This window comes from Pseudomonas sp. L5B5 (genome assembly GCF_020520285.1).
Taxonomy (GTDB): domain Bacteria; phylum Pseudomonadota; class Gammaproteobacteria; order Pseudomonadales; family Pseudomonadaceae; genus Aquipseudomonas.
Window position 1 is genome coordinate 3,274,752 of sequence record NZ_CP084742.1, and the last position, 18,859, is coordinate 3,293,610.

Here is an 18,859-nt window from a genome sequence, read left to right on the forward strand (position 1 = left end):
AACGAACCCTGGCGCTCCCTCGCAGTCCATCTTCCAGGCCCGCAGCAAAAGCAGGCCTCCCCCTGTGATTCAAGGAGACGATCATGAAGCGCTCTGCACTGGCTGGACTGTTCATCACCGCTGCCATGTTGGCCTCACCGGTATTCGCTGCCGGGCAAGAGGACCTGTGCCAGATCAACCTGCAAAAAATCAAGGATGCCAAGGTCAGTACCGAAGCCATGAGCTCGGACCTGAGCAGCGACATCGATGCCAAGGTGCAACAAGCCACCGCCGAACACGCCAAGGGCACCGAGCAAGGCACCAAGAACTGCATCTCGCTGACCACCCAGGCCATCCAGCAATTGCAGAACAACACCAAGGGCGATCAGTAGGCCGATACATTGGGCCAACCTTCGGGTTGGCCTTCTGGCCTCGGTTAGCGTAAACTCCGCCCACCTGTTGGTAATGCACAACAGGCTCGGGGCCGTTTTGGATTCGACGCCGGTTGCAAAACTTTAGGTGCATGCCGAGTTGGTAACAGAACTCGTAAATCCACTGTTGCAACTTCCTATAGTTGCCAATGACGAAACCTACGGGGATTACGCTCTCGCTGCGTAAGCAGCCTTAGCACTTCCCCCCTGGTACCTTCGGGTCCAGCAATCATCAGGGGATGTCTGTAAACCCAAAATGATTGTCATATAGAACAGAATCGCCGTGCAGTACGTTGTGGACGAAGCGGCTAAAACTTACACAACTCGCCCAAAGCACCCTGCCCGTCGGGTCGCTGAGGGTTAACTCAATAGACACGGCTAAGCATGTAGGACCGACAGCGGAGTACTGGCGGACGGGGGTTCAAATCCCCCCGGCTCCACCAAACAAACAGAAAAAGACGTCCATGGACGTCTTTTTTTGTGCCTGGAATTCAGTGAATGTGGGGGCTCAGAGCCGTCCGGGCCGGTGGAGAATTGTGGCTTTTCTTACGCTTTGATATCCCTGGCAATACCCCACTCCACCTGCTGCAACCTTCGGGATACCAAAGCGGTGTCCGGAGTAGCTTTTGCATCTACTCATGCAACCCACCTTGAGCTGCCTGCGCACCGCAGATATGTTCCAGCCTCCAGGTGAAGCACTTTCAAAGGCATCAGCAGAACGCCTGGACTCAAGAGGCTAGTTGGGAATGTGCCATATTTCATGGTTCAAACCTCCTGGTTCAGTGGATGAGCACTAGCATTGTGGACGGTGTTGCTTGGCGGCACTTTGGCCGAACGTGAGAAACGTACCGACAGATGGCGCAACAACACATAGAACACTGGGGTCAAGAATAAGCCAAAGAACGTTACACCAATCATCCCGGTGAACACTGCGACCCCCATGGCTTGACGCATTTCCGCACCGGCACCACTAGAGGTAATTAGCGGTACAACACCCGCGACAAAGGCGAGGGAGGTCATCAGAATCGGACGCAGGCGAAGGCGCGCAGCCTCAATTGCAGCCTGACGAATCGAGCGGCCTTGATGCTCCAGTTCGTGTGCGAACTCGACGATCAATATCGCGTTCTTGCAAGCCAGCCCCACGAGCACCACAAAGCTGATCTGGGTAAACAGATTATTGTCTCCGCCGGTCAACCACACGCCTGTGATTGCAGAAAGGATGCCCATTGGAACAATCAGCAGAACAGCGATTGGCAGCGTCAGACTTTCGTACTGAGCGGCGAGCACGAAGAACACCAACAACATCGACAGCGGCAAGATGATAAACAGCGTGTTGCCCGCTATCTTGTTCTGGTAGGTCAACTCGGTCCATTCGTAGCCTATGCCACGAGGTAGAGTCTCGGCGGCAATGCGTTCAACTGCCTCTAGTGCCTGACCGCTGCTGTAGCCTGAAGCCGGTCCCCCGCTGATATCTGCCGACGGAAAGCCGTTGTAGCGCGCCGCTTGATCGGGCCCATAGGTCTGGGTCATTTGCAGCACCGATGCCAGCGGAACCATGTCACCTTTGTCATTACGAGCCTTGAACAAACCGATATCTTCCGCGTGTCCCCGAAACTCGGCGTCAGCCTGTACTTTAACCTGGAAAGTACGTCCGAACTTGTTGAAGTCATTGACATAAATGGAGCCCAGGTAGATTTGTAGTGTTTCGAATACCGACGGGATTGAAAGACCCAACTGTTGAGCACGTGTCCGGTCAACATCGGCGTAAAGTTGCGGTACGTTCATTTGAAAGCTGGAGAACATCCCATTAAGTTCAGGTGCTCGTTTGGCCTGCACCATGAATGTTTGCAACGCATCATTCAATGCAGGTGTGCCGAGTGCTGCACGATCCTGAAGTTGCAACTTGAAGCCACCCACGCTCCCCATGCCTGACACCGGTGGAGGAGGGAATACAGCGGTGTAGGCGCCTTTGATCTTCTCGAACTTAGCATTGAGTCGAGCAGCAATTTCGTTGCCCGTCATGCCTGGCCCCTCACGCTCGGCGAAGTCTTTGAGCAAAAAAAAAGCAACACCGGAATTAGGACTGCTAACGAAACCGTTAATAGACCACCCTGCATAACCAGTAACCGCATGTACGCCTGGCTCCGCCAACGCAATGGCGGTCATTTCACGCAACACTGCCTCAGTCCGATCCAAGGATGCGGCGTCTGGCAGTTGAACAAAGCCCAGCAAATACTGCTTGTCTTGGGGCGGCACAAAACCTGCAGGTACTCTATTGAAGATAAATACGGCAGCGAGGACCAGTGTTCCATAAACCAGCAACGATAGTGACTTGCGCTTGAGGACATGTGAAACACCTGTCCCATAGTTATCAGAAGCTCGGTCAAACAGTCGATTGAAGTGCTTGAAGAAACCGCCGAAAACCTTGTCGAATGCTTTTTGAAACGCATCCTTTGGTACGTCGTGCCCCTTGAGCAACATCGCAGCCAAAGCAGGGGACAAGGTCAACGAGTTGAACGCAGAGATCACTGTCGAGATGGCAATAGTCAAGGCGAACTGCTTGAAGAACTGTCCGCTAAGCCCACTGACGAATGCCAATGGCACGAAGACCGCACAGAGAGTCAGCGCGATCGCGACAATTGGCCCCGATACTTCACGCATGGCCTGATATGTCGCCTCACGGGCCGACAGGCCTAGCCCAATATTACGCTCGACATTCTCAACGACTACAATCGCATCGTCGACCACCACTCCGATTGCCAATACAAGCCCGAACAGGCTCAAAGCGTTGATTGAAAACCCCATCATCAACATGATGGCGAATGTGCCGACCACCGATACAGGCACAGCCAGCAGTGGAATAATGGATGCACGCCATGTCTGGAGGAAGATGATGACCACCAGGACGACCAGGACGATAGCCTCAATCAGCGTATGAACCACCGCATCAATCGAAGAGCGCACGAACTGCGTTGGGTCGTAGATAACCTGATAGTCCACGCCTTCAGGCATGTCCTTTTTCAGTTCCGCCATGGTCTTGCGCACATTGTCAGAAATCTGCAGTGCATTGGAACCAGGCAGTTGAAAAATGAAGATGGCGTTCGCCTCTTTGTTATCCACCAATGTGCGTAGAACATCCTCGCCAGCCGCCAGTTCTACGCGGGCAATATCACGAAGACGCGTGACACGACCGTCAACTGAAGTGCGAACAATCACGTCCCGGAACTCGTCCTCTGTTGTTAGGCGGCCACGAGCGTTCACCGAAATCTGATAGTCGACCCCAGGAGCTGAAGGAGATGCGCCGATCACCCCTGCGGCTGCGTTGACATTCTGCTCACGTAACGCCCGCACCACATCACCTGCTGCCAGATTACGAGCCGCCAGCTTGCGCGGATCAAGCCAAATACGCATCGCATAATCGCCCGCCCCCCCAACCTGAACCTGGCCCACGCCTGGAATACGTGCGAGTTGGTCCTTGATGTTGATCAGGGAGTAATTGCGAAGGTACTGCATGTCATAACGTTCGTTTGGCGACCGCAAATGCACCACCATCGTGAGGTCAGGCGAGCTCTTCAGGGTAGTGACCCCAAGCCGCTGCACAGCCTCGGGCAGACGTGGCAATGCCTGACTAACACGGTTCTGCACCACCTGTTGGGCAAGGTCAGGATTGGTACCGAGCTTGAAGGTTACGGTCAGGGTTAGTTGCCCGTCCGGTGTGGCTTGGGAGTTCATGTACAGCATCCCTTCCACACCATTGATTTGTTCCTCAATAGGCGTTGCTACGGTCTCTGCGATTGTCTGTGGGTGCGCGCCAGGATACTGAGCTTTAACCACTACGGACGGTGGAGCGACATCTGGATACTCAGACAGGGGCAAGTTGAAAACTGCAATCAAGCCTGCAATGAAGATAATCGCAGAAAGCACTCCAGCGAAAATTGGCCGATCAATGAAAAAGCGCGAGATGTTCATGTGAGCCTTACTGACCGAAGATCAGGATCTTCCAGGTTGATTTTAGGCACCTACTGCAACTGCGTTGACGGCAGGCTGCGGATCAACAAGATCATTGGGGCGGATTTTTTGCAGCCCTTCTACGACGATACGCTCACCTTTTGAGAGCCCGGAACGCACTACACGCCAACCATCAATCACTGGGCCAAGAATCACCTCGCGGTAGACCACCTTGTTCTCCGAAGTGACGACAAAAACGTACTTCCTGGATTGGTCCGTACCTACCGCCTGATCACGTATGAGCATCGTGGGCTGCGGAGCGGAGTCACCCGTGCGAATGCGGGCATACATTCCAGGCGTGAGTTCGTCGTTCGAATTGTCGAACACTGCACGCACCCTAAGCGTTCCGGACTGACGATCGAGTTGGTTGTCCAGGGATTTTATGCGGCCGCTATAGGGGTAATCGCTCTCATTCGCTACACCCATGAATACCGGCAGATTGCTGACTCCAGTGTTACCCTTTGCGCCCTTGCGAACGAAGCGAATATAGCTCGCCTCATCAAGCTCAAAGTTCACGTAAACCGGAGATACAGAGACGATGCTGGTGAGGACTGGAGCATCCGGTCCAGTGCTTACCAAGTTGCCTACAGTGAACTCGACACGAGAAACCCGGCCGGTTATCGGCGCTGTAATAGTCGTGTATTGCAGATTGAGTTGCGCCGTCAATACGTCTGCTTGTGCAGCGCTAAGGGCCGCTTGAGTCTCAAGTACATCATTTGCGCGTTGATCCTGCTCGCGCTGGGAAACTGCTCGCTCAACAATCAATTTACTTGAACGAGCCAATTCAGTTTTGGCTAGATTGAAGCGCACCTTGGCACTTTCGCGAGTCGCTTCGGCTTTAGCAAAAGCAGCTTGATAAGGCCGCGGGTCAATTGTGAACAGTGGAGTTCCTTTGGTGACCACCTGCCCTTCCTGGAAATGCACAACATCGATAGTGCCGTTGACTCGTGGGCGAATCTGGACATGTTCAACCGCTTCTACCCGGCCAGAAAAGTCCCTCCACTCGACCATCAATTTTTCAACGACTTCTGCAACGCCCACAGGTATCGCCGTGACTGCAGGTTGGGCCGCTGGAGCGGCGACTGGGCGTTGCATTTGGTAGGTACCCACGCCCAGTACGATCAACACACTGACAGCAAGTGCTGTTTTACTTTTTTTAGCCATTGGCGTTGAGGTCTTCACGTTAGATCTCGTTTATTAAGCTTAATGCAACTACTGAGCAGTGATAACGTCATCAGCCAGCGAATAGATTCACTCCACAAAGGTAGATTCCCGGGCAGCAGATAGGAACATCCAATTTCTTATAAAATTCATATACCAAAATCGGTCATCTGCTTAATTACCCAAAAATTGGCCATCTTGTTTTTTTCCGAATTGGACGTTTTTCGAGTGCAGCCTTTCAAATAACTTGAAAATTCAAGTCACGCACCGTGACACTATTTGGAACATACCTTCATGAAAAATCTTATTATTGCAATTACTTTTTTCTTGCCGGCACTTAGCTCTCAGGCCTTCGCTGAGGGCGGCGCCGACAGATTGCAGGAAAAAAATGAAGCTCGTGTTCAAGAAGCTATGGCAGCACAAGCTAAATCCAAGAACGACACTCAAATAACCACCAAGAGCGAAGATAAAGAAAACACAAAAGTCGACTGCTCGACGACAACTGCGCCACTGTAAGTAGGGGGGGGCTAGCAGTCCTTACGCCGCATTAAGGACTGCTTTCTTATTTCTGACTCTACACTGACGAGAGCCTATTACTTATAGGCGAGCGCCAAGCACTTTATAGATCTAATAATATTTTCACTACTTCCTTAAACAGCCAGGTTCTCGAAAAAAATTCCCAGAACAAGAACAAGCACTTTATTAACTGACTCCCCGGCAAGGCGTCGGTCTCAGCAGATGAGAACCATCAAGGAACCTTGACCAGAAAAGCCCCACCAAACGGTTAGGCTCAAGAAGAAAACGCATGTAATGTCACCGTCAATCTCTCATTCACTCCACCTGTAAACACATCAAGAAACAGGCTGCTTGAGTATCGAAAGCATTGCTACCAATTCGAAAAAATCGCTTGCTCGGCACAAGGCAAGTATCAGTTAAAACTTTAACCTCTCAGATTTCAAGGCTCCAACTTCCCAACTAGCCATTGCAGATTGGTAAATCTGCGAAAATTCAACCAGACCAATACAGAGAAAAAAGGCCTTACCATTTTCTCCCCCCTAGCCTTCAGTGCCTTCTAACGTCATGCTGTTTTGAACAACACTCTACGAGGGGCCTAGCAGTATGGAACTACATGTTGTCATCAATGGGCGTAAAGATCTGGCTGGTCAGTTGTATAAACAACTGCGTGGAGCGATCGAAAGCGGCCGATTGGCAGCAGGTATGCAGCTGCCACCAACTAGGTTGCTCACAGAACAGCTAGGCATCTCACGCAAAACCATTTCCGATATTTACGCACAACTAACATACGAAAATTTTCTGATAGGCAAGGTTGGCAAGGGAACCTACGTCAATGCTCGTCCTCCGCGCTCCCCGCGCCAGCAGAAAACTCCTGAGCTGGCATGCGTCGATACCCTAGATCTTTGGAAGTCGCTCCACTTTCCCCTTCCCGATCCAGCTTTGGAGGGCACATTACGCCGTGAATTTATAGGCGGCGCGACCAGCAAGAGTCCATTCCCTCAAAACGAATGGCGTCGTTGCGTGCAATATGGGTTGCGCCAGATGCAACGATCGATAGGTTTCTACAGTAGCATCGCAGGCATTCCTGCTTTGCGCAGTGCTATCGCTCAGCATGTAGCATTCTGCCGAGGAGTCGTTTGCCAAGATAATGATGTGGTTGTTTGCAATGGGGCGCAGCAAGCACTGGATTTGATATCTCGCGTGGTATTGACCAAAGGCAGCATTGTAGCTGTGGAGGATCCCGGCTACCCACCGGCTAGATTGTTGTTCGCGTCGCAGGGAGCAACTGTCGTGGGTGTGCCAGTCGACAAGGAGGGTATGCGTGTAGACCTCATTCCAGACCAAACATGCCTTATCTACGTCACTCCAGCGCACCAGTTTCCGCTAGGCATGCCGATGAGCCCAGATCGAAAACGGGCCCTCCTCAATAGAGCTAGAGAACTTGGCGCTGTTATCATTGAAGACGACTATGACAGCGAATTCAGGTACGAGGGACTACCAACAGACTCGCTACAAAGCATGGATGAATACGGGGTAGTCGCGTTCGTGGGAACATTTTCCAAGACAATGCTGCCAGAACTACGCTTGGGCTACGTCGTTGCTCCACCCGCGATTCTAGAGGCTGTAATAAAGGCCAAACAGTTCACTGACTGTCATACTTCGTTACTGCCACAATGGGCTTTGGCCAAGTTTATGGCTGATAGGGGATTGCAGAAGCACATCCGGCGATGTCGCACTGTTTATGCCGGGCGCAGAGTGCGCATTCGCAATCGTCTCGATGGTGATTTGTCTCCTTGGCTGGAGTCGATCCACACCACCGCGGGCTTCCATATAGCAGCCTTGTTCAAGAACCCTATCGATCTCAAACTGCTGATTGAGTTATCCAGGAAGGTAGAGGTAGGCCTCTGCTCAATTGAGGGCTATTTTTATCAGGAGCCCTTCAGAGCAGGCCTGCTATTCGGATTCGGCTCCATCGAAACGCTCGACATTGACCCGGCTTTAGATTGTTTACGTGACATCCTTCTAAAAGTTGATCCAAGGTGAGTGGGGATTTTTGAAACTTTTAACTCTCTCAGTCAGCAGTATTTTTTGTTATCCGTGTGAAAAAATATATTAAATGTCCGAAAGTTTACCCAAGACGTCCGACTACCGGTGCTGAAGTTCCTAATCATCAACCAAAACGGCGGCGTTACTTAAGTAATTTTTACTCAACCAGGTACTAAAGCTTTTAGCCGAAATGAAAATAGAATTGTTTAATAAAATTATAGCTCTAGTTCAGATTAACCAATCTAAACGCCATCACTGATACTTACTAAACGCTCCGTTTTTCGTAAAGCCAAGTATCAGGCGGTGCTCGGGATTGGCTCCCTAGCACCATGTTGACAGCGGCTCGACGGCAATGCCAACGGCCCGTGCACATTGAACGCGCTCGACATCACCACCCTAGAGAAGGTCCGCGACCAAGTGCATGCTTACTTCCGGACCTGCACTTAGCGCTGACGCTGTGCTCCTTACCTTGCTGGGTCTGGATGTCCTTGGTATGGACAGGTCCGCGGTTGGCTTCACCACAATGAGTACACTGTTCTGCCAGACTGCAAGCACTGCCGCCCGCTCGTCCGAGCGCTGCAGGGACAGCACTGAACGCTCTCCCCGCATCTTCCATCACCCTCAGTTCTTCACCGTTTCCTCCAGCGACAGGCGGCCCAGCGGGCTCTGCTGGAAGTGCTCGATATTCTTGCGCGAAATGTTGATGTACGGGCTGTAGTAGAGGTCGATCCAGTGGGTGTCCTGCTTGGCGATGGCCTGCAGCTCGGTGTACATCTGCTGGCGCTTGGCCGGGTCGGCTTCTACCCGGGCATCGGCTACCAGGGCCTTGACCTTGTCGTTCTTGTAGCGGGTCATGTAGTTCATGTTGGTGTCGTGCCCCAGGACGAAGGTGCTCTTCTGGTCGGGGTCGAGGATGTCGTTGGTCCAGTACATCACTGACAGGTCGTAATCGCCGTCCACCAGCATCTGCCAGCTCTGGGTCGGATCGACTTTCTGCAGGCTGGTGGTCACTCCCACGGCGGCCAGCTGCTGCTGGACCAGGACGGCGATCTGCTCGTCGGCCTCGTTGCCGGCGTTGACCACGTAGTTGAGTTTCAGGCCCGAGGCACCGGCATCCTTCAACAGTTGCTTGGCCTTGACCGGGTCATAGGGGCGTTGCGGGTTGTTGGCGTTGTGATACAGCGCGCCCTTGGGGATGTAGGAGTAGGCCACCTGGCCCAGGCCGAAGGTCACGGTGTCGACCAGGGATTTCTTGTCGATCGCCATATCCAGGGCCTGGCGCACTTCGGGTTTGCCCAGCAGGCCGTGATCGTGGTTGATCAACAGATGGTCTTCACGAGTGGACGGATCCATGTGGATCACCAGGTTCGGGTCTTTCTTCAGGGTCTCGACCCGGGAGAACGGCACGAAGATCGCCGAGTCCAGCTCGCCGGCCTGGACCTTGAGCATGCGGGTGTTGTCGTCCGGGATGGAGATCCATTCCACGCCGTCCAGGCTGACCTTGTCGGCCTGCCAGAAGTGCGGGTTCTTCTCCAGCACCACGCGCTCGCCGCGCAGCCATTCCTTGACGATGAAGGCACCCGAGGCCACGGGCTCCTGGGCGTAAGCCTCCTCGCCGAGTTTTTCCATGGCCTTCTGCGACAGGATCGAGACGTTGGGCGTGGCCATTTGCGCGAGGAAAGGCACGGACGGTGCCTTGAGGGTTACCACCAGGGTCTGCGGATCGGTGGCCTCGGCCTTGTCGATGATCTTGTAGGAATCGCTCCACAGCGAGCCCTTGTTGTCACGAATCCGCAGCAGGCTGAACGCGGCATCGCCGGCGGTGATCGGCGAGCCGTCGGAGAACTTGGCCGGACGCAGCTTGAAGGTGTAGGTCAGGCCGTCGGCGGACACCTGCCAGCTTTGTGCCAGGCCCGGCAGCAGCTTGGTACCAGTATTGTCGACCCGCACCAGTACGTCGTAGACGTTGGCGAACACCCAGCTGTCGCGGTTCTGCGCGCTCTTGATCGGGTCGAAGGTGGTGCTTTCCTCACGGCAACCGATGGTCAGCACTCCGGCCGCCTGGGCGATACCGGAGGCCAGCGAACAGAGGGTCAATGTGGCGGCGGTCAACAATCGCAGGTGTTTCGAACGCATGGTCAAACTCCTTTTTGATAAACGTGTTCACAGCAATGGCTCGACAAGCACACAGCGGTAGCTGTGCCCAGCGAGCTGGCGAGTGGGCGGTGGTGTTTCAGCGCAAGCGGGCTGCGCCTGTCGGCAGCGTGGGTGAAAGGCGCAACCGCCTGGCAGGTCCAGCGGGCTGGGCGGTTCGCCCGGGAGGGGATCGCTCGCCAGTGGGCGGTTCGGATCGATATGCGGGATCGACTGGATCAGCGCGGCGGTATAAGGGTGCCGGGGCGCGCCGAATACGGCGTCAGTGGGCCCTTGCTCGACAATCTGCCCGAGATACATCACCGCCACCCGGCTGCACAGGCGCTGGACGATCGCCAGGTCGTGGGCGATGAACAGGATCGCCAGGTTCATGCGCTCGCGCAGCTCCAGCAGCAGGTTGATGATCTGCCCCTGGATGGACACGTCCAGCGCCGCCACGCACTCATCGGCGACGATCAGGCGCGGCTCGACAGCCAGGGCCCGGGCAATTCCCACCCGCTGGCATTGGCCGCCACTGAGCTCGCCCGGCTTGCGCCCGGCCAGTTCCGGGCGCAAGCCGACCAGGGTCAGCAACTCGTCGACCCGGGCCGGAATCAGTGGCACCGCGACCGCCCCCTGCACCCGCAGCACTTCGGCAATGGTCTGGCCGATGCTCAGGCGCGGGTTGAGCGCGGCATAAGGGTCCTGGAAGATCATCGCGGTCTCGTGGCGCAGTCGCTGGAGGTCGACCTTGCGGCCCCGGGTCACGTCCACGCCATCGAACAGCACCTGGCCCGCGTGGATATCATTCAGGCGCAGGATGGCGCGTCCCAGGGTGCTCTTGCCGCTGCCCGACTCCCCTACCAAGCCGAGCACTTCCCCGGCCTCCAGGCTCAGCGACACGCCGTTGACCGCCGTCAGCCATTGCCTGCTCATCCCGAACGGTCCGGCGCCAGGCGCAGCGAAGCGCACCTGCAGGTCCTTCACTTGCAACAACGTCATGACAGACTTCCCGCCAGCAACGGGTAATGGCAAGCCACTCGCTGCCCATTGCCCTGGGCCTGCATATCCGGCAGCGACTCGGTACATCGGCTGCCCGGCCGCAGGCAACGGGGATTGAAGCGACAGCCCGTCGGCAGGGCATCGAGCAACGGCGGCTGGCCAGCAATGGTCCGCAGCCTGGCCTCACCGACCCCGGTTGTCGGCTGGCAACCGATCAGCGCCGCCGTGTAGGGATGTTGTGGTCGAGCCAGTAGCACCTGCTTGCTGCCGTGTTCACAGAGCCGCCCGGCATACATCACCGCGATGGCATCGCAGGTCTGGGCGACGACGCCCAGGTCGTGGGTGATCATGATGATCGACAGCCCATGCCGGTCGCGCAGGTCCAGAAGCAAACGCAGGATTTGCGCCTGCACGGTGACATCCAGGGCCGTGGTCGGTTCGTCGGCGATCAGCACCCGGGGATTGCAGCCCAGGGCCACGGCGATCATCGCCCGCTGACGCATGCCACCGGAAAACTCGTGGGGATAACTGTCGACTCGCCGCTGCGGGTCGGGAATGCCCACCTGGCGCAACACGTCGACGGCCTTGGCCCGTGCTTCGCGCCTGGACGCACCCTGGTGCAGGCGAATGCCCTCGGCAATCTGCTCGCCGATCCGCATCAACGGATCTAGGTGGCTGCTGGGGTTCTGGAAGATCATCCCCAGGTGCCGGCCCCGCACGCGACGCATGCCGGCCTCATCCAGTGGCAGCAGGTCCTGGCCGGCCAGTTGCACCGCCTTGCCCTGGGTTCGCAGGTTCGCCGAGGGCAGCAGGCGCATCAGGGCCCGGCAGGCCAGGGTCTTGCCCGAGCCGCTCTCCCCCACCAGGCCGAGGACTTCGCCTTCGGCCAGGTCGAACGACAGGCGATCCACCAGGGTGACCTCACGCCCCTCGTTATGGGCAATCACGCTGAGGTCTTCGACTCGCAAGATCGGCGAGCTCATGGTCGCCCCCCGAAGTGCTCGGCGATACCGTCGGCCAGCAGGCTGAAACCCATGGCCAGGGTGACGATCGCCAGCCCCGGGAAGGTGCAGATCCACCAGGCCGAGGTGATGAAGCTCTGGCCTTCGGCGACCATGGTGCCCCACTCGGCCGTGGGCGGCTGCACCCCGAGGCCGAGGTAGCTGACCGCCGCGCCGTTGAGCAGCACCAGCACCGCATCGGACATGGAAAACACGATCGAGCCGAACATCGCGTTGGGCAGCAAGTGGCGAAACAGAATGCGTCCATGGCCAAAGCCCAGGCTCTTGGCTGCCAGGGCAAAGTCGCTTTGCTTGAGCACCAGGATCTGCGAGCGGATCAACCGGGCATAGGACACCCAGCCCACCAGGGCCATGGCGATGTAGAAGTTGCTCAGGCCCGGTCCGAGGATGGCCATGATCGCCAGCATCAGCACCAGGAACGGGAAAGCCAGGATCACATCGATCAAGCGCATGCACACCGTATCGAAACGCCCACCGATGTAACCGGCCAAGGCGCCGACGCAAGTGCCGATGAGGAACGGGAACAACACACCGATCACCGCCAGCTGCAAGTCGATGCGCGCGCCCCAGATCACTCGGGAAAGGATGTCGCGACCGAAGTTGTCGGTACCGAAAGGATGCGCCAGGCTCGGCGCCAACAGGCGGATGTCGGTGTTCTGGGCGATCGGGTCGAAGGGAGCGACCCAGGGCGCGCAGAGCGCCAGCAGCAACCAGCCACCGACGATGACCAGGCCCAGCACCGTGGCCAGCTGGCCATTGCGCAAGCCCAGGCCCAGGCGCCTGGCGGGGATCGAGACCTGGACGCTCATCGCATGTTCACCCGGGGATCGATCGCTACCGTCAGCACATCGGCGAGGAAGTTGACCAGCACCGTGGCGCAGGCCAGCACCATGGCCACTCCCTGCACCACCATGTAGTCGCGGGTGAAGATGCCGCGCACCAGCAACTGGCCAATGCCGGGAATGGCGAACAGGCTTTCGATGACCACCGTGCCGCTGATCAGCCAACCGATGTTCACCGCCAGCAGGTTGACCGCCGGCACCAGCGAGTTGGGCAACACATGCCGGCGAAAGACCGCCGCCTCGGACAATCCCCGGGCCCGCGCGGCAGTGGCATGGTCGGCCTGCAACTCCATGAGCATGCTGGCCCGCAGGTTGCGCACCAGCACCGCGGACAGCGCCAGGGCGATGGTCAGGCACGGCAGGATCATGTGATGCAGCTTGTCTAGCCACGTGCGGCCATACCCCGAGACCGGGAACCATCCCAACTGCACGCTCAACAGCAGGATCAGCATGATCCCCAGCCAGAAAGCCGGCATGCCCAGGCCAGCCGTGGTGAACAGGCGAACCAGGTGATCGCTCCAGCCGCCCTTGTTGCGCGCCGCCAGCGTGGCCAGGGGAATGGCGATCAGCAGCGCCAGCAACACACTGCCGGACACCAGCAACAGCGTCGGCTCGATGCGGCTGGCAATCAGCTTGAGGGCATCGACCTTGTACAGCAACGACTGGCCGAGGTCGCCCTTGAGCAAGTTCTTGAGAAAGTAGAAATACTGCAGCCACAGCGGCTGATCGAGACCGTATTGCGCACGGATCTTGATCAGCGCATCCGGGGTACTGCGCGAGCCCAGCAGCGCCCGAGCCGGATCACCAGGAATCGAGCGCACCAGCACGAAAGTGATCAGGCTGATACCGAACAGCACCGGCAACAGCTGCAAGGGGCGCGACAGGATGAAGCGATAACGCGCCAGGTTCATCGACTAGCTCCGATGACGCCGCAGAAAGTCCAGCAGCACCGGGAAGTAGGCCTGGGGTTCTTCGTAGAACGGCATATGGCTGCTGTTGGGGAATACATGCAACTGGGCATCCTTGAGCGCCATCTTCATGCGCATGGCGCAAGCCGGGGTCAACTCGTCGTGCTGGCCGGTGGTGATCAGCACCGGCATCTCGAAACTGGCCATCTCCTGGATGCGGCTCCAGTCCTTGAGATTGCCGGTATAGAGGAACTCGTTGGGGCCCTGCATGGTGACGTACGGCCCCATGTTCCAGTCGCCCAGGGAACGGTTCACCGGTGCCGGCCATTGGTCCAGGCGACAGACATGGCGGTAGTTGAGCAGGGTGACAGCGGCCTGGTACTGAGGATGGTCCAGGGTGCCCATGGCCTCGTGGCGCTGCATCATCGCCACGGTCTCGCTGCCCAGGGCACTGCGCAGGCGCTCAAGCTCCGAAGACAGGTGCGGCAGGTCGCCAGCGGTGTTCTCCAGGATCAGCGTCTTGAGAGCCTGGGGGTGATGGATGGCGTATTCGATCCCCAGCCAGCCACCCCAGGAGTGTCCCAGGAGGTGGACCTTGCCCAGGTCCAGGGTCTGGCGGACGGTTTCCACTTCTGCCACGTAGCGGGTGATATCCCACAGGGCCGGGTCGATGGGCCGGTCCGAGGCACCGGTGCCGAGCTGGTCGAAGGCTATGACCCGCAGTCCATGCTCCTTGAGCCAGCCGTGGCTATCGCGCAAGTAATCGCAGGGCAGGCCCGGGCCACCGTTCAGGCACAACAGCACCTCATCGCCTTCGCCAAAGCCATAGGCCACCAGTGTGTGACCATCGACTTGCACTTCGTATCGCTGGTCGGGCTCGACTTCACGCCACATCCTTGTTCTCCATCAGCTAAATGCCCTTTTGGCGCAACCTTACCGAGGAAGCCGTACGTCCATAACCTAGTATTTCCTATAGGTTTGGCCTAGCAGTCCTTTGTCCGGGCGTGGCATTCTACCGGCCCGATTTCAGGATTGAAATTGCCAAGGGAGCTGAATGGATGCAGACCAAGCTGTCTGATTTCAATGCCCGTCTCGTGTCCGGCAGGAGCCTGGACGAACAGATGGACAACGTATTGCGCATGGCCCAGGCGCTGGGGTTCGACGCCCTGGTGTATGACTACAGCCCGGTGCCGGTGGATCACCAGGGGATCCTGCTGACCCCTTCGGTACTCAGATTGCGCAATACCCCCAATGACTGGCAGGCACTCTGGTGCCAGGCCGGCTACTACCAGATCGATCCCGTCCAGCACCTGTCGCTCAATACAGCTTCGCCTTTTGTCTGGTCCTACCGTTCGGAGGACGACACCGTCCTGCAGTCGTTCATGGGCCGCGATCATGCTCCCGTGGTGAGCTACCTGCACGCTTCGCAGATGACCTGCGGGATCACCGTGCCGATCCACCTGCCCAGGGGCGGCCTTGCCACCTTGACCGGCCTGCGGTCGGATTCCGGCGGAACGCCGCTGCAAGATGCCCGCCAGGCGCTGAGCGACTTCACCCTGATTTCCCACGCCCTGCAGGAAGCGGCCTTTCCCCTGCTGGCCAAGGAGGCCCGGGCGTGCCCGGTGCACCTGACCAAACGCGAGCGCGAGTGCCTGAGGTTCGCGGCTGACGGCCTGACGGCCGCCGAGATCGCCAACCGCCTGAACCGCTCATTGGCCACCATCACCCTGCACCTGACCTCCGCGATGCACAAACTGGGGGCCAAGAACCGGGTCCAGGCCGTGGTCAGGGCCGTGCATTACCGGCTGCTCGACAACTGAAACCGGGCAAAACCTATCTGTTTCTCTAGTTATCCCGCGGACCGGACGCCGGTATCGTGTGTTACAGGGTTTTTCAGAGAGCGGTACGGAAATGGAACTTCTCGCAACACGCGAAGGCTTTGCGCCTTTCGGTCCCTACCAGACCTGGTATCGCATCACCGGCGACCTGGACAGCGGCTACACGCCGCTGGTGATCATCCATGGCGGCCCAGGCTGCACGCACGACTACCTCGATGCCTTCAGCGACATCGCCAGCAGCGGGCGTCCGGTGATCCACTACGACCAACTGGGCAACGGCCACTCGACCCACCTGCCGGAAAAGGACTCCTCGTTCTGGAACATGCCGCTGTTCCTTGAAGAGTTGGACAACCTGCTGGATCACCTGCGCATCAGCGACAACTACGCACTCCTGGGGCAATCCTGGGGAGGCATGCTGGCCAGTGAGCATGCCGCCCGGCAACCCTCGGGACTGCGCTCGCTGATCCTCGCCAATCCCCCGGCAGACATGCGCACCTGGGTCGAAGAGGCCAACCGCCTGCGCCAACTCCTGCCTGAAGGTGTGCAGCAGACCCTGCTCGAGCATGAACGGGCCGGGACTTATCAATCCGCCGACTACATTGCCGCGACGCGAGTGTTCTACGACCGCCATGTGTGCCGGATCTCGCCCTGGCCCGAAGAGGTGGCGCGCACCTTCGCCCAGGTCGATGCCGACCCGACCGTCTATCACGCCATGACCGGCCCCAATGAATTCCACATCATCGGCAACACCCGAGACCTGTCCGTCGTTGCGGGGCTGCACAAGATCAAGGTGCCGACCCTGTTGATTTCCGGGCGCCACGACGAAGCCACCCCCACCGTGGTCAAGCCATTCCTGGATCATGTCCCGGACATTCGCTGGGCGTTGTTCGAAGCCTCCAGCCACATGCCCCACATCGAGGAGCGCATGGCCTGCATGGGTACCGTGGTGAAGTTCCTCGACGAGTCCCTGGCCCGCTGATCCACCACGCCTCGCCCCAGGCCTCTCCCGGGCCTGGGCCAGCATGCTGCCAGGCTCAACGCTCCGACATCACCACCATCACCTCGGCGTCTTCCGCACCTTCGGCCAGGTAGATATGGCCGATGCTGCTGTTGAAGTAGGCGGTTTCCTGCGGGCCGATGCTCACGGTTTCCCCCGTTTCGAACTGGATGCGCACCCGCCCGGCCAGCACCAGGGCGAACTCCTGCCCGGGGTGGCGGATGTAATCCTCGAACTGCTGCACCTCACGGGCAAAGATCCGCGCATACATGGGCGTCATGTTGCGCCCGGGAAAATCGCCGGCCATGGGGTGGTAATCATAGTTGCCGGTGCTGTAGCCCGGGGCGTCGGCGATGGTGGTGCTGACCACCGTGGGTTGCACTGCCCGGCTGGCCATGGCCGATGGGGCAAACAGCTGGGCGATGTCGACGCCTAGGGCCCGGGCCGCAGCGGCGAGTTTTTCGTAGCTCACCGAGACCTGGGCCAGTTCCATTTTCGACAGGGTCGACAGCGCCACCCCGGAGCGTTCCGAGAGTTGCTTGAGGGTCAGCTTCTGGGCCTTGCGGATACTGCGCAAACGCGCGCCGACCTGGCTCCGGTCGGTCAGTGGATGGGCGGGGGAGCACGAGGCGGGCTGGGCTCGGTCGGCACTCATGAAGGCTCTCTGTCAGACGAATAAGGGCTGCCACGACGGGAGCCGGGGCCAATCGCGAAATATTACCCCATGATCTTCGGTTGACTAGAAAATTCTCATATCTTAGATTTCTCTTATGAGAGAATTGTGCTCGACACCCAACAAAGACAACGAAGGTAGTTCGCCATGCACGACACCCAATGCTTCGACTTCGTCATCATCGGCGCCGGTATCGCCGGCGCGTCGCTGGCCTATCGCCTGGCCGGCCAGGCCCGCGTACTGGTGCTGGAGCGCGAATCGCAGCCGGGCTACCACGCCACCGGGCGCTCCGCGGCGATGTTCATGGAGGCCTACGGTACACCGCAGATCCAGGCCCTGACTCGCGCCAGCCGGGCCTTCTACCAACGGCCACCGGAAGGTTTCAGCGAACATCCGCTGCTCGAACCCCGTGGCTGCCTGTACGTCGCCCGCCATGAACAGCTGGAACAACTGCAACAGACCTACGACGACACCCGCGCCCGTTCTGCCAACGTGCGTCTGATCGATGCCCAGCAGGCGCTGGCCCTGGTGCCCTGCCTGCGCCCCGACGCCGTTGCCGGGGCGATGCTGGAAACCGCCGCCCAGGACCTGGACGTGCATGCCCTGCACCAGGGGTTCCTGCGGGGCATGCGCCAGGTCGGCGGAACCTTGCTCTGCGACGCAGAAATCGTCGAGGCCAGCCGCGAAGACCGCCACTGGAACATCCAGCTCAAGGACGGCCGGCAACTGCAGGCACGCAATCTGGTGAACGCCGCCGGTGCCTGGGTCGATGAAGTTGCCCAGCTCTGCGGCGTACAACCCATCGACCTGCAACCCTGCCGGCGCAGCGCCTTCACCTTCGATGGCCCGCCGGATGAAGACTTCAGCCGCTGGCCGGCGGTGATCGGCATCGACGAAAGCTTCTATTTCAAGCCCGACGCCGGCCAGTTGCTCGGCTCCCCGGCCAACGCCGACCCGGTGTCGCCCCAGGACGTGATGCCCGAGGAGCTGGACATCGCCACCGGCATCTATCACATCGAGAACGCCACCTCCCTGAGCATCCGCCGTCCGCGCCACAGTTGGGCCGGCCTGCGCTCCTTCGTCGCCGACGGCGATCTGGTGGTGGGCTGGGACGACGACCGCGAAGGTTTCTTCTGGCTTGCCGCCCAGGGCGGCTATGGCATCCAGTCGGCCGCCGGCGTCTCGCAACTGGCCTGCGCCCTGCTGCTCGGGCAACCGCTCCCCGAAGAACTGCTGAACCAGGGCGTCGATCCGCAATCCCTGGCTCCCGCACGCTTGCGTTAACCCACCCAGCCCACGAGGC

15 protein-coding genes and 1 other RNA gene are annotated in these 18,859 nt (G+C 58.4%); 7 read left to right on the forward strand and 9 right to left on the reverse strand.

Features of this window, described 5'->3' with window-relative positions:
- Nucleotides 1-83 precede the first annotated feature (83 nt).
- Both LGQ10_RS15030 and ssrA read left to right on the forward strand, forming a co-directional pair.
- Nucleotides 84-371, forward strand: a complete 288-nt coding sequence (locus tag LGQ10_RS15030; protein ID WP_011059173.1) for a hypothetical protein — start codon at nt 84-86, stop codon at nt 369-371.
- Nucleotides 372-459: 88 nt separating this feature from the next.
- Nucleotides 460-853, forward strand: a transfer-messenger RNA (tmRNA) gene (gene ssrA / locus LGQ10_RS15035).
- 322 nt (nt 854-1,175) lie between these two features.
- Here ssrA and LGQ10_RS15040 read toward each other — a convergent pair.
- Together LGQ10_RS15040 and LGQ10_RS15045 are read right to left on the reverse strand one after the other, a co-directional pair.
- On the reverse strand, nt 1,176-4,379 hold the full coding sequence (locus tag LGQ10_RS15040) for an efflux RND transporter permease subunit (RefSeq protein ID WP_226525997.1): 3,204 nt from the start codon (nt 4,377-4,379) through the stop codon (nt 1,176-1,178).
- Nucleotides 4,380-4,421: 42 nt separating this feature from the next.
- On the reverse strand, nt 4,422-5,600 hold the full coding sequence (locus tag LGQ10_RS15045; RefSeq protein ID WP_226525998.1) for an efflux RND transporter periplasmic adaptor subunit: 1,179 nt from the start codon (nt 5,598-5,600) through the stop codon (nt 4,422-4,424).
- Nucleotides 5,601-5,873: 273 nt separating this feature from the next.
- Between LGQ10_RS15045 and LGQ10_RS15050 the strand changes: the two genes are divergently transcribed.
- Both LGQ10_RS15050 and LGQ10_RS15055 read left to right on the forward strand, forming a co-directional pair.
- Complete coding sequence (locus tag LGQ10_RS15050; protein WP_226525999.1) at nt 5,874-6,095, forward strand: co-regulatory protein PtrA N-terminal domain-containing protein; 222 nt, start codon at nt 5,874-5,876, stop codon at nt 6,093-6,095.
- A gap of 603 nt (nt 6,096-6,698) precedes the next feature.
- On the forward strand, nt 6,699-8,138 hold the full coding sequence (locus LGQ10_RS15055; protein WP_226526000.1) for a PLP-dependent aminotransferase family protein: 1,440 nt from the start codon (nt 6,699-6,701) through the stop codon (nt 8,136-8,138).
- Nucleotides 8,139-8,762: 624 nt separating this feature from the next.
- Here LGQ10_RS15055 and LGQ10_RS15060 read toward each other — a convergent pair.
- From LGQ10_RS15060 to LGQ10_RS15085, 6 genes are read right to left on the reverse strand one after another with little or no spacing between them, the layout of a single operon-like run.
- A complete protein-coding gene (locus LGQ10_RS15060) occupies nt 8,763-10,277 on the reverse strand; it encodes an ABC transporter substrate-binding protein (RefSeq protein ID WP_226526001.1) in 1,515 nt (504 codons plus the stop codon).
- A 27-nt stretch (nt 10,278-10,304) separates the two neighbouring features.
- Complete coding sequence (locus LGQ10_RS15065; protein ID WP_058435284.1) at nt 10,305-11,276, reverse strand: ABC transporter ATP-binding protein; 972 nt, start codon at nt 11,274-11,276, stop codon at nt 10,305-10,307.
- The gene (locus LGQ10_RS15070; protein WP_226526002.1) at nt 11,273-12,259 is read right to left on the reverse strand and encodes an ABC transporter ATP-binding protein; all 987 of its coding nucleotides are present in this window, start codon (nt 12,257-12,259) and stop codon (nt 11,273-11,275) included. The genes LGQ10_RS15065 and LGQ10_RS15070 overlap by 4 nt, the downstream gene beginning before the upstream one ends.
- Nucleotides 12,256-13,107, reverse strand: coding sequence for an ABC transporter permease (locus LGQ10_RS15075; protein ID WP_226526003.1), 852 nt, complete (start codon nt 13,105-13,107; stop codon nt 12,256-12,258). Before LGQ10_RS15075 ends, LGQ10_RS15070 begins: the two co-directional genes overlap by 4 nt.
- Nucleotides 13,104-14,051: an ABC transporter permease gene (locus tag LGQ10_RS15080; protein WP_226526004.1), complete on the reverse strand. Its 948-nt coding sequence runs from the start codon at nt 14,049-14,051 to the stop codon at nt 13,104-13,106. Before LGQ10_RS15080 ends, LGQ10_RS15075 begins: the two co-directional genes overlap by 4 nt.
- 3 nt (nt 14,052-14,054) lie before the next feature.
- Nucleotides 14,055-14,942, reverse strand: coding sequence for a proline iminopeptidase-family hydrolase (locus tag LGQ10_RS15085; protein WP_226526005.1), 888 nt, complete (start codon nt 14,940-14,942; stop codon nt 14,055-14,057).
- 164 nt (nt 14,943-15,106) lie between these two features.
- Between LGQ10_RS15085 and LGQ10_RS15090 the strand changes: the two genes are divergently transcribed.
- Both LGQ10_RS15090 and LGQ10_RS15095 read left to right on the forward strand, forming a co-directional pair.
- Nucleotides 15,107-15,868: a LuxR family transcriptional regulator gene (locus LGQ10_RS15090; protein WP_058435279.1), complete on the forward strand. Its 762-nt coding sequence runs from the start codon at nt 15,107-15,109 to the stop codon at nt 15,866-15,868.
- A 91-nt stretch (nt 15,869-15,959) separates the two neighbouring features.
- Nucleotides 15,960-16,865, forward strand: a complete 906-nt coding sequence (locus tag LGQ10_RS15095) for a proline iminopeptidase-family hydrolase (protein WP_226526006.1) — start codon at nt 15,960-15,962, stop codon at nt 16,863-16,865.
- A 55-nt stretch (nt 16,866-16,920) separates the two neighbouring features.
- Here the strand turns inward: LGQ10_RS15095 and LGQ10_RS15100 are convergent, their stop codons facing one another.
- Nucleotides 16,921-17,538, reverse strand: a complete 618-nt coding sequence (locus LGQ10_RS15100; RefSeq protein ID WP_226526007.1) for a helix-turn-helix domain-containing protein — start codon at nt 17,536-17,538, stop codon at nt 16,921-16,923.
- 165 nt (nt 17,539-17,703) lie between these two features.
- Between LGQ10_RS15100 and LGQ10_RS15105 the strand changes: the two genes are divergently transcribed.
- Nucleotides 17,704-18,840: an NAD(P)/FAD-dependent oxidoreductase gene (locus tag LGQ10_RS15105; protein ID WP_058435276.1), complete on the forward strand. Its 1,137-nt coding sequence runs from the start codon at nt 17,704-17,706 to the stop codon at nt 18,838-18,840.
- Nucleotides 18,841-18,859 lie beyond the last annotated feature (19 nt).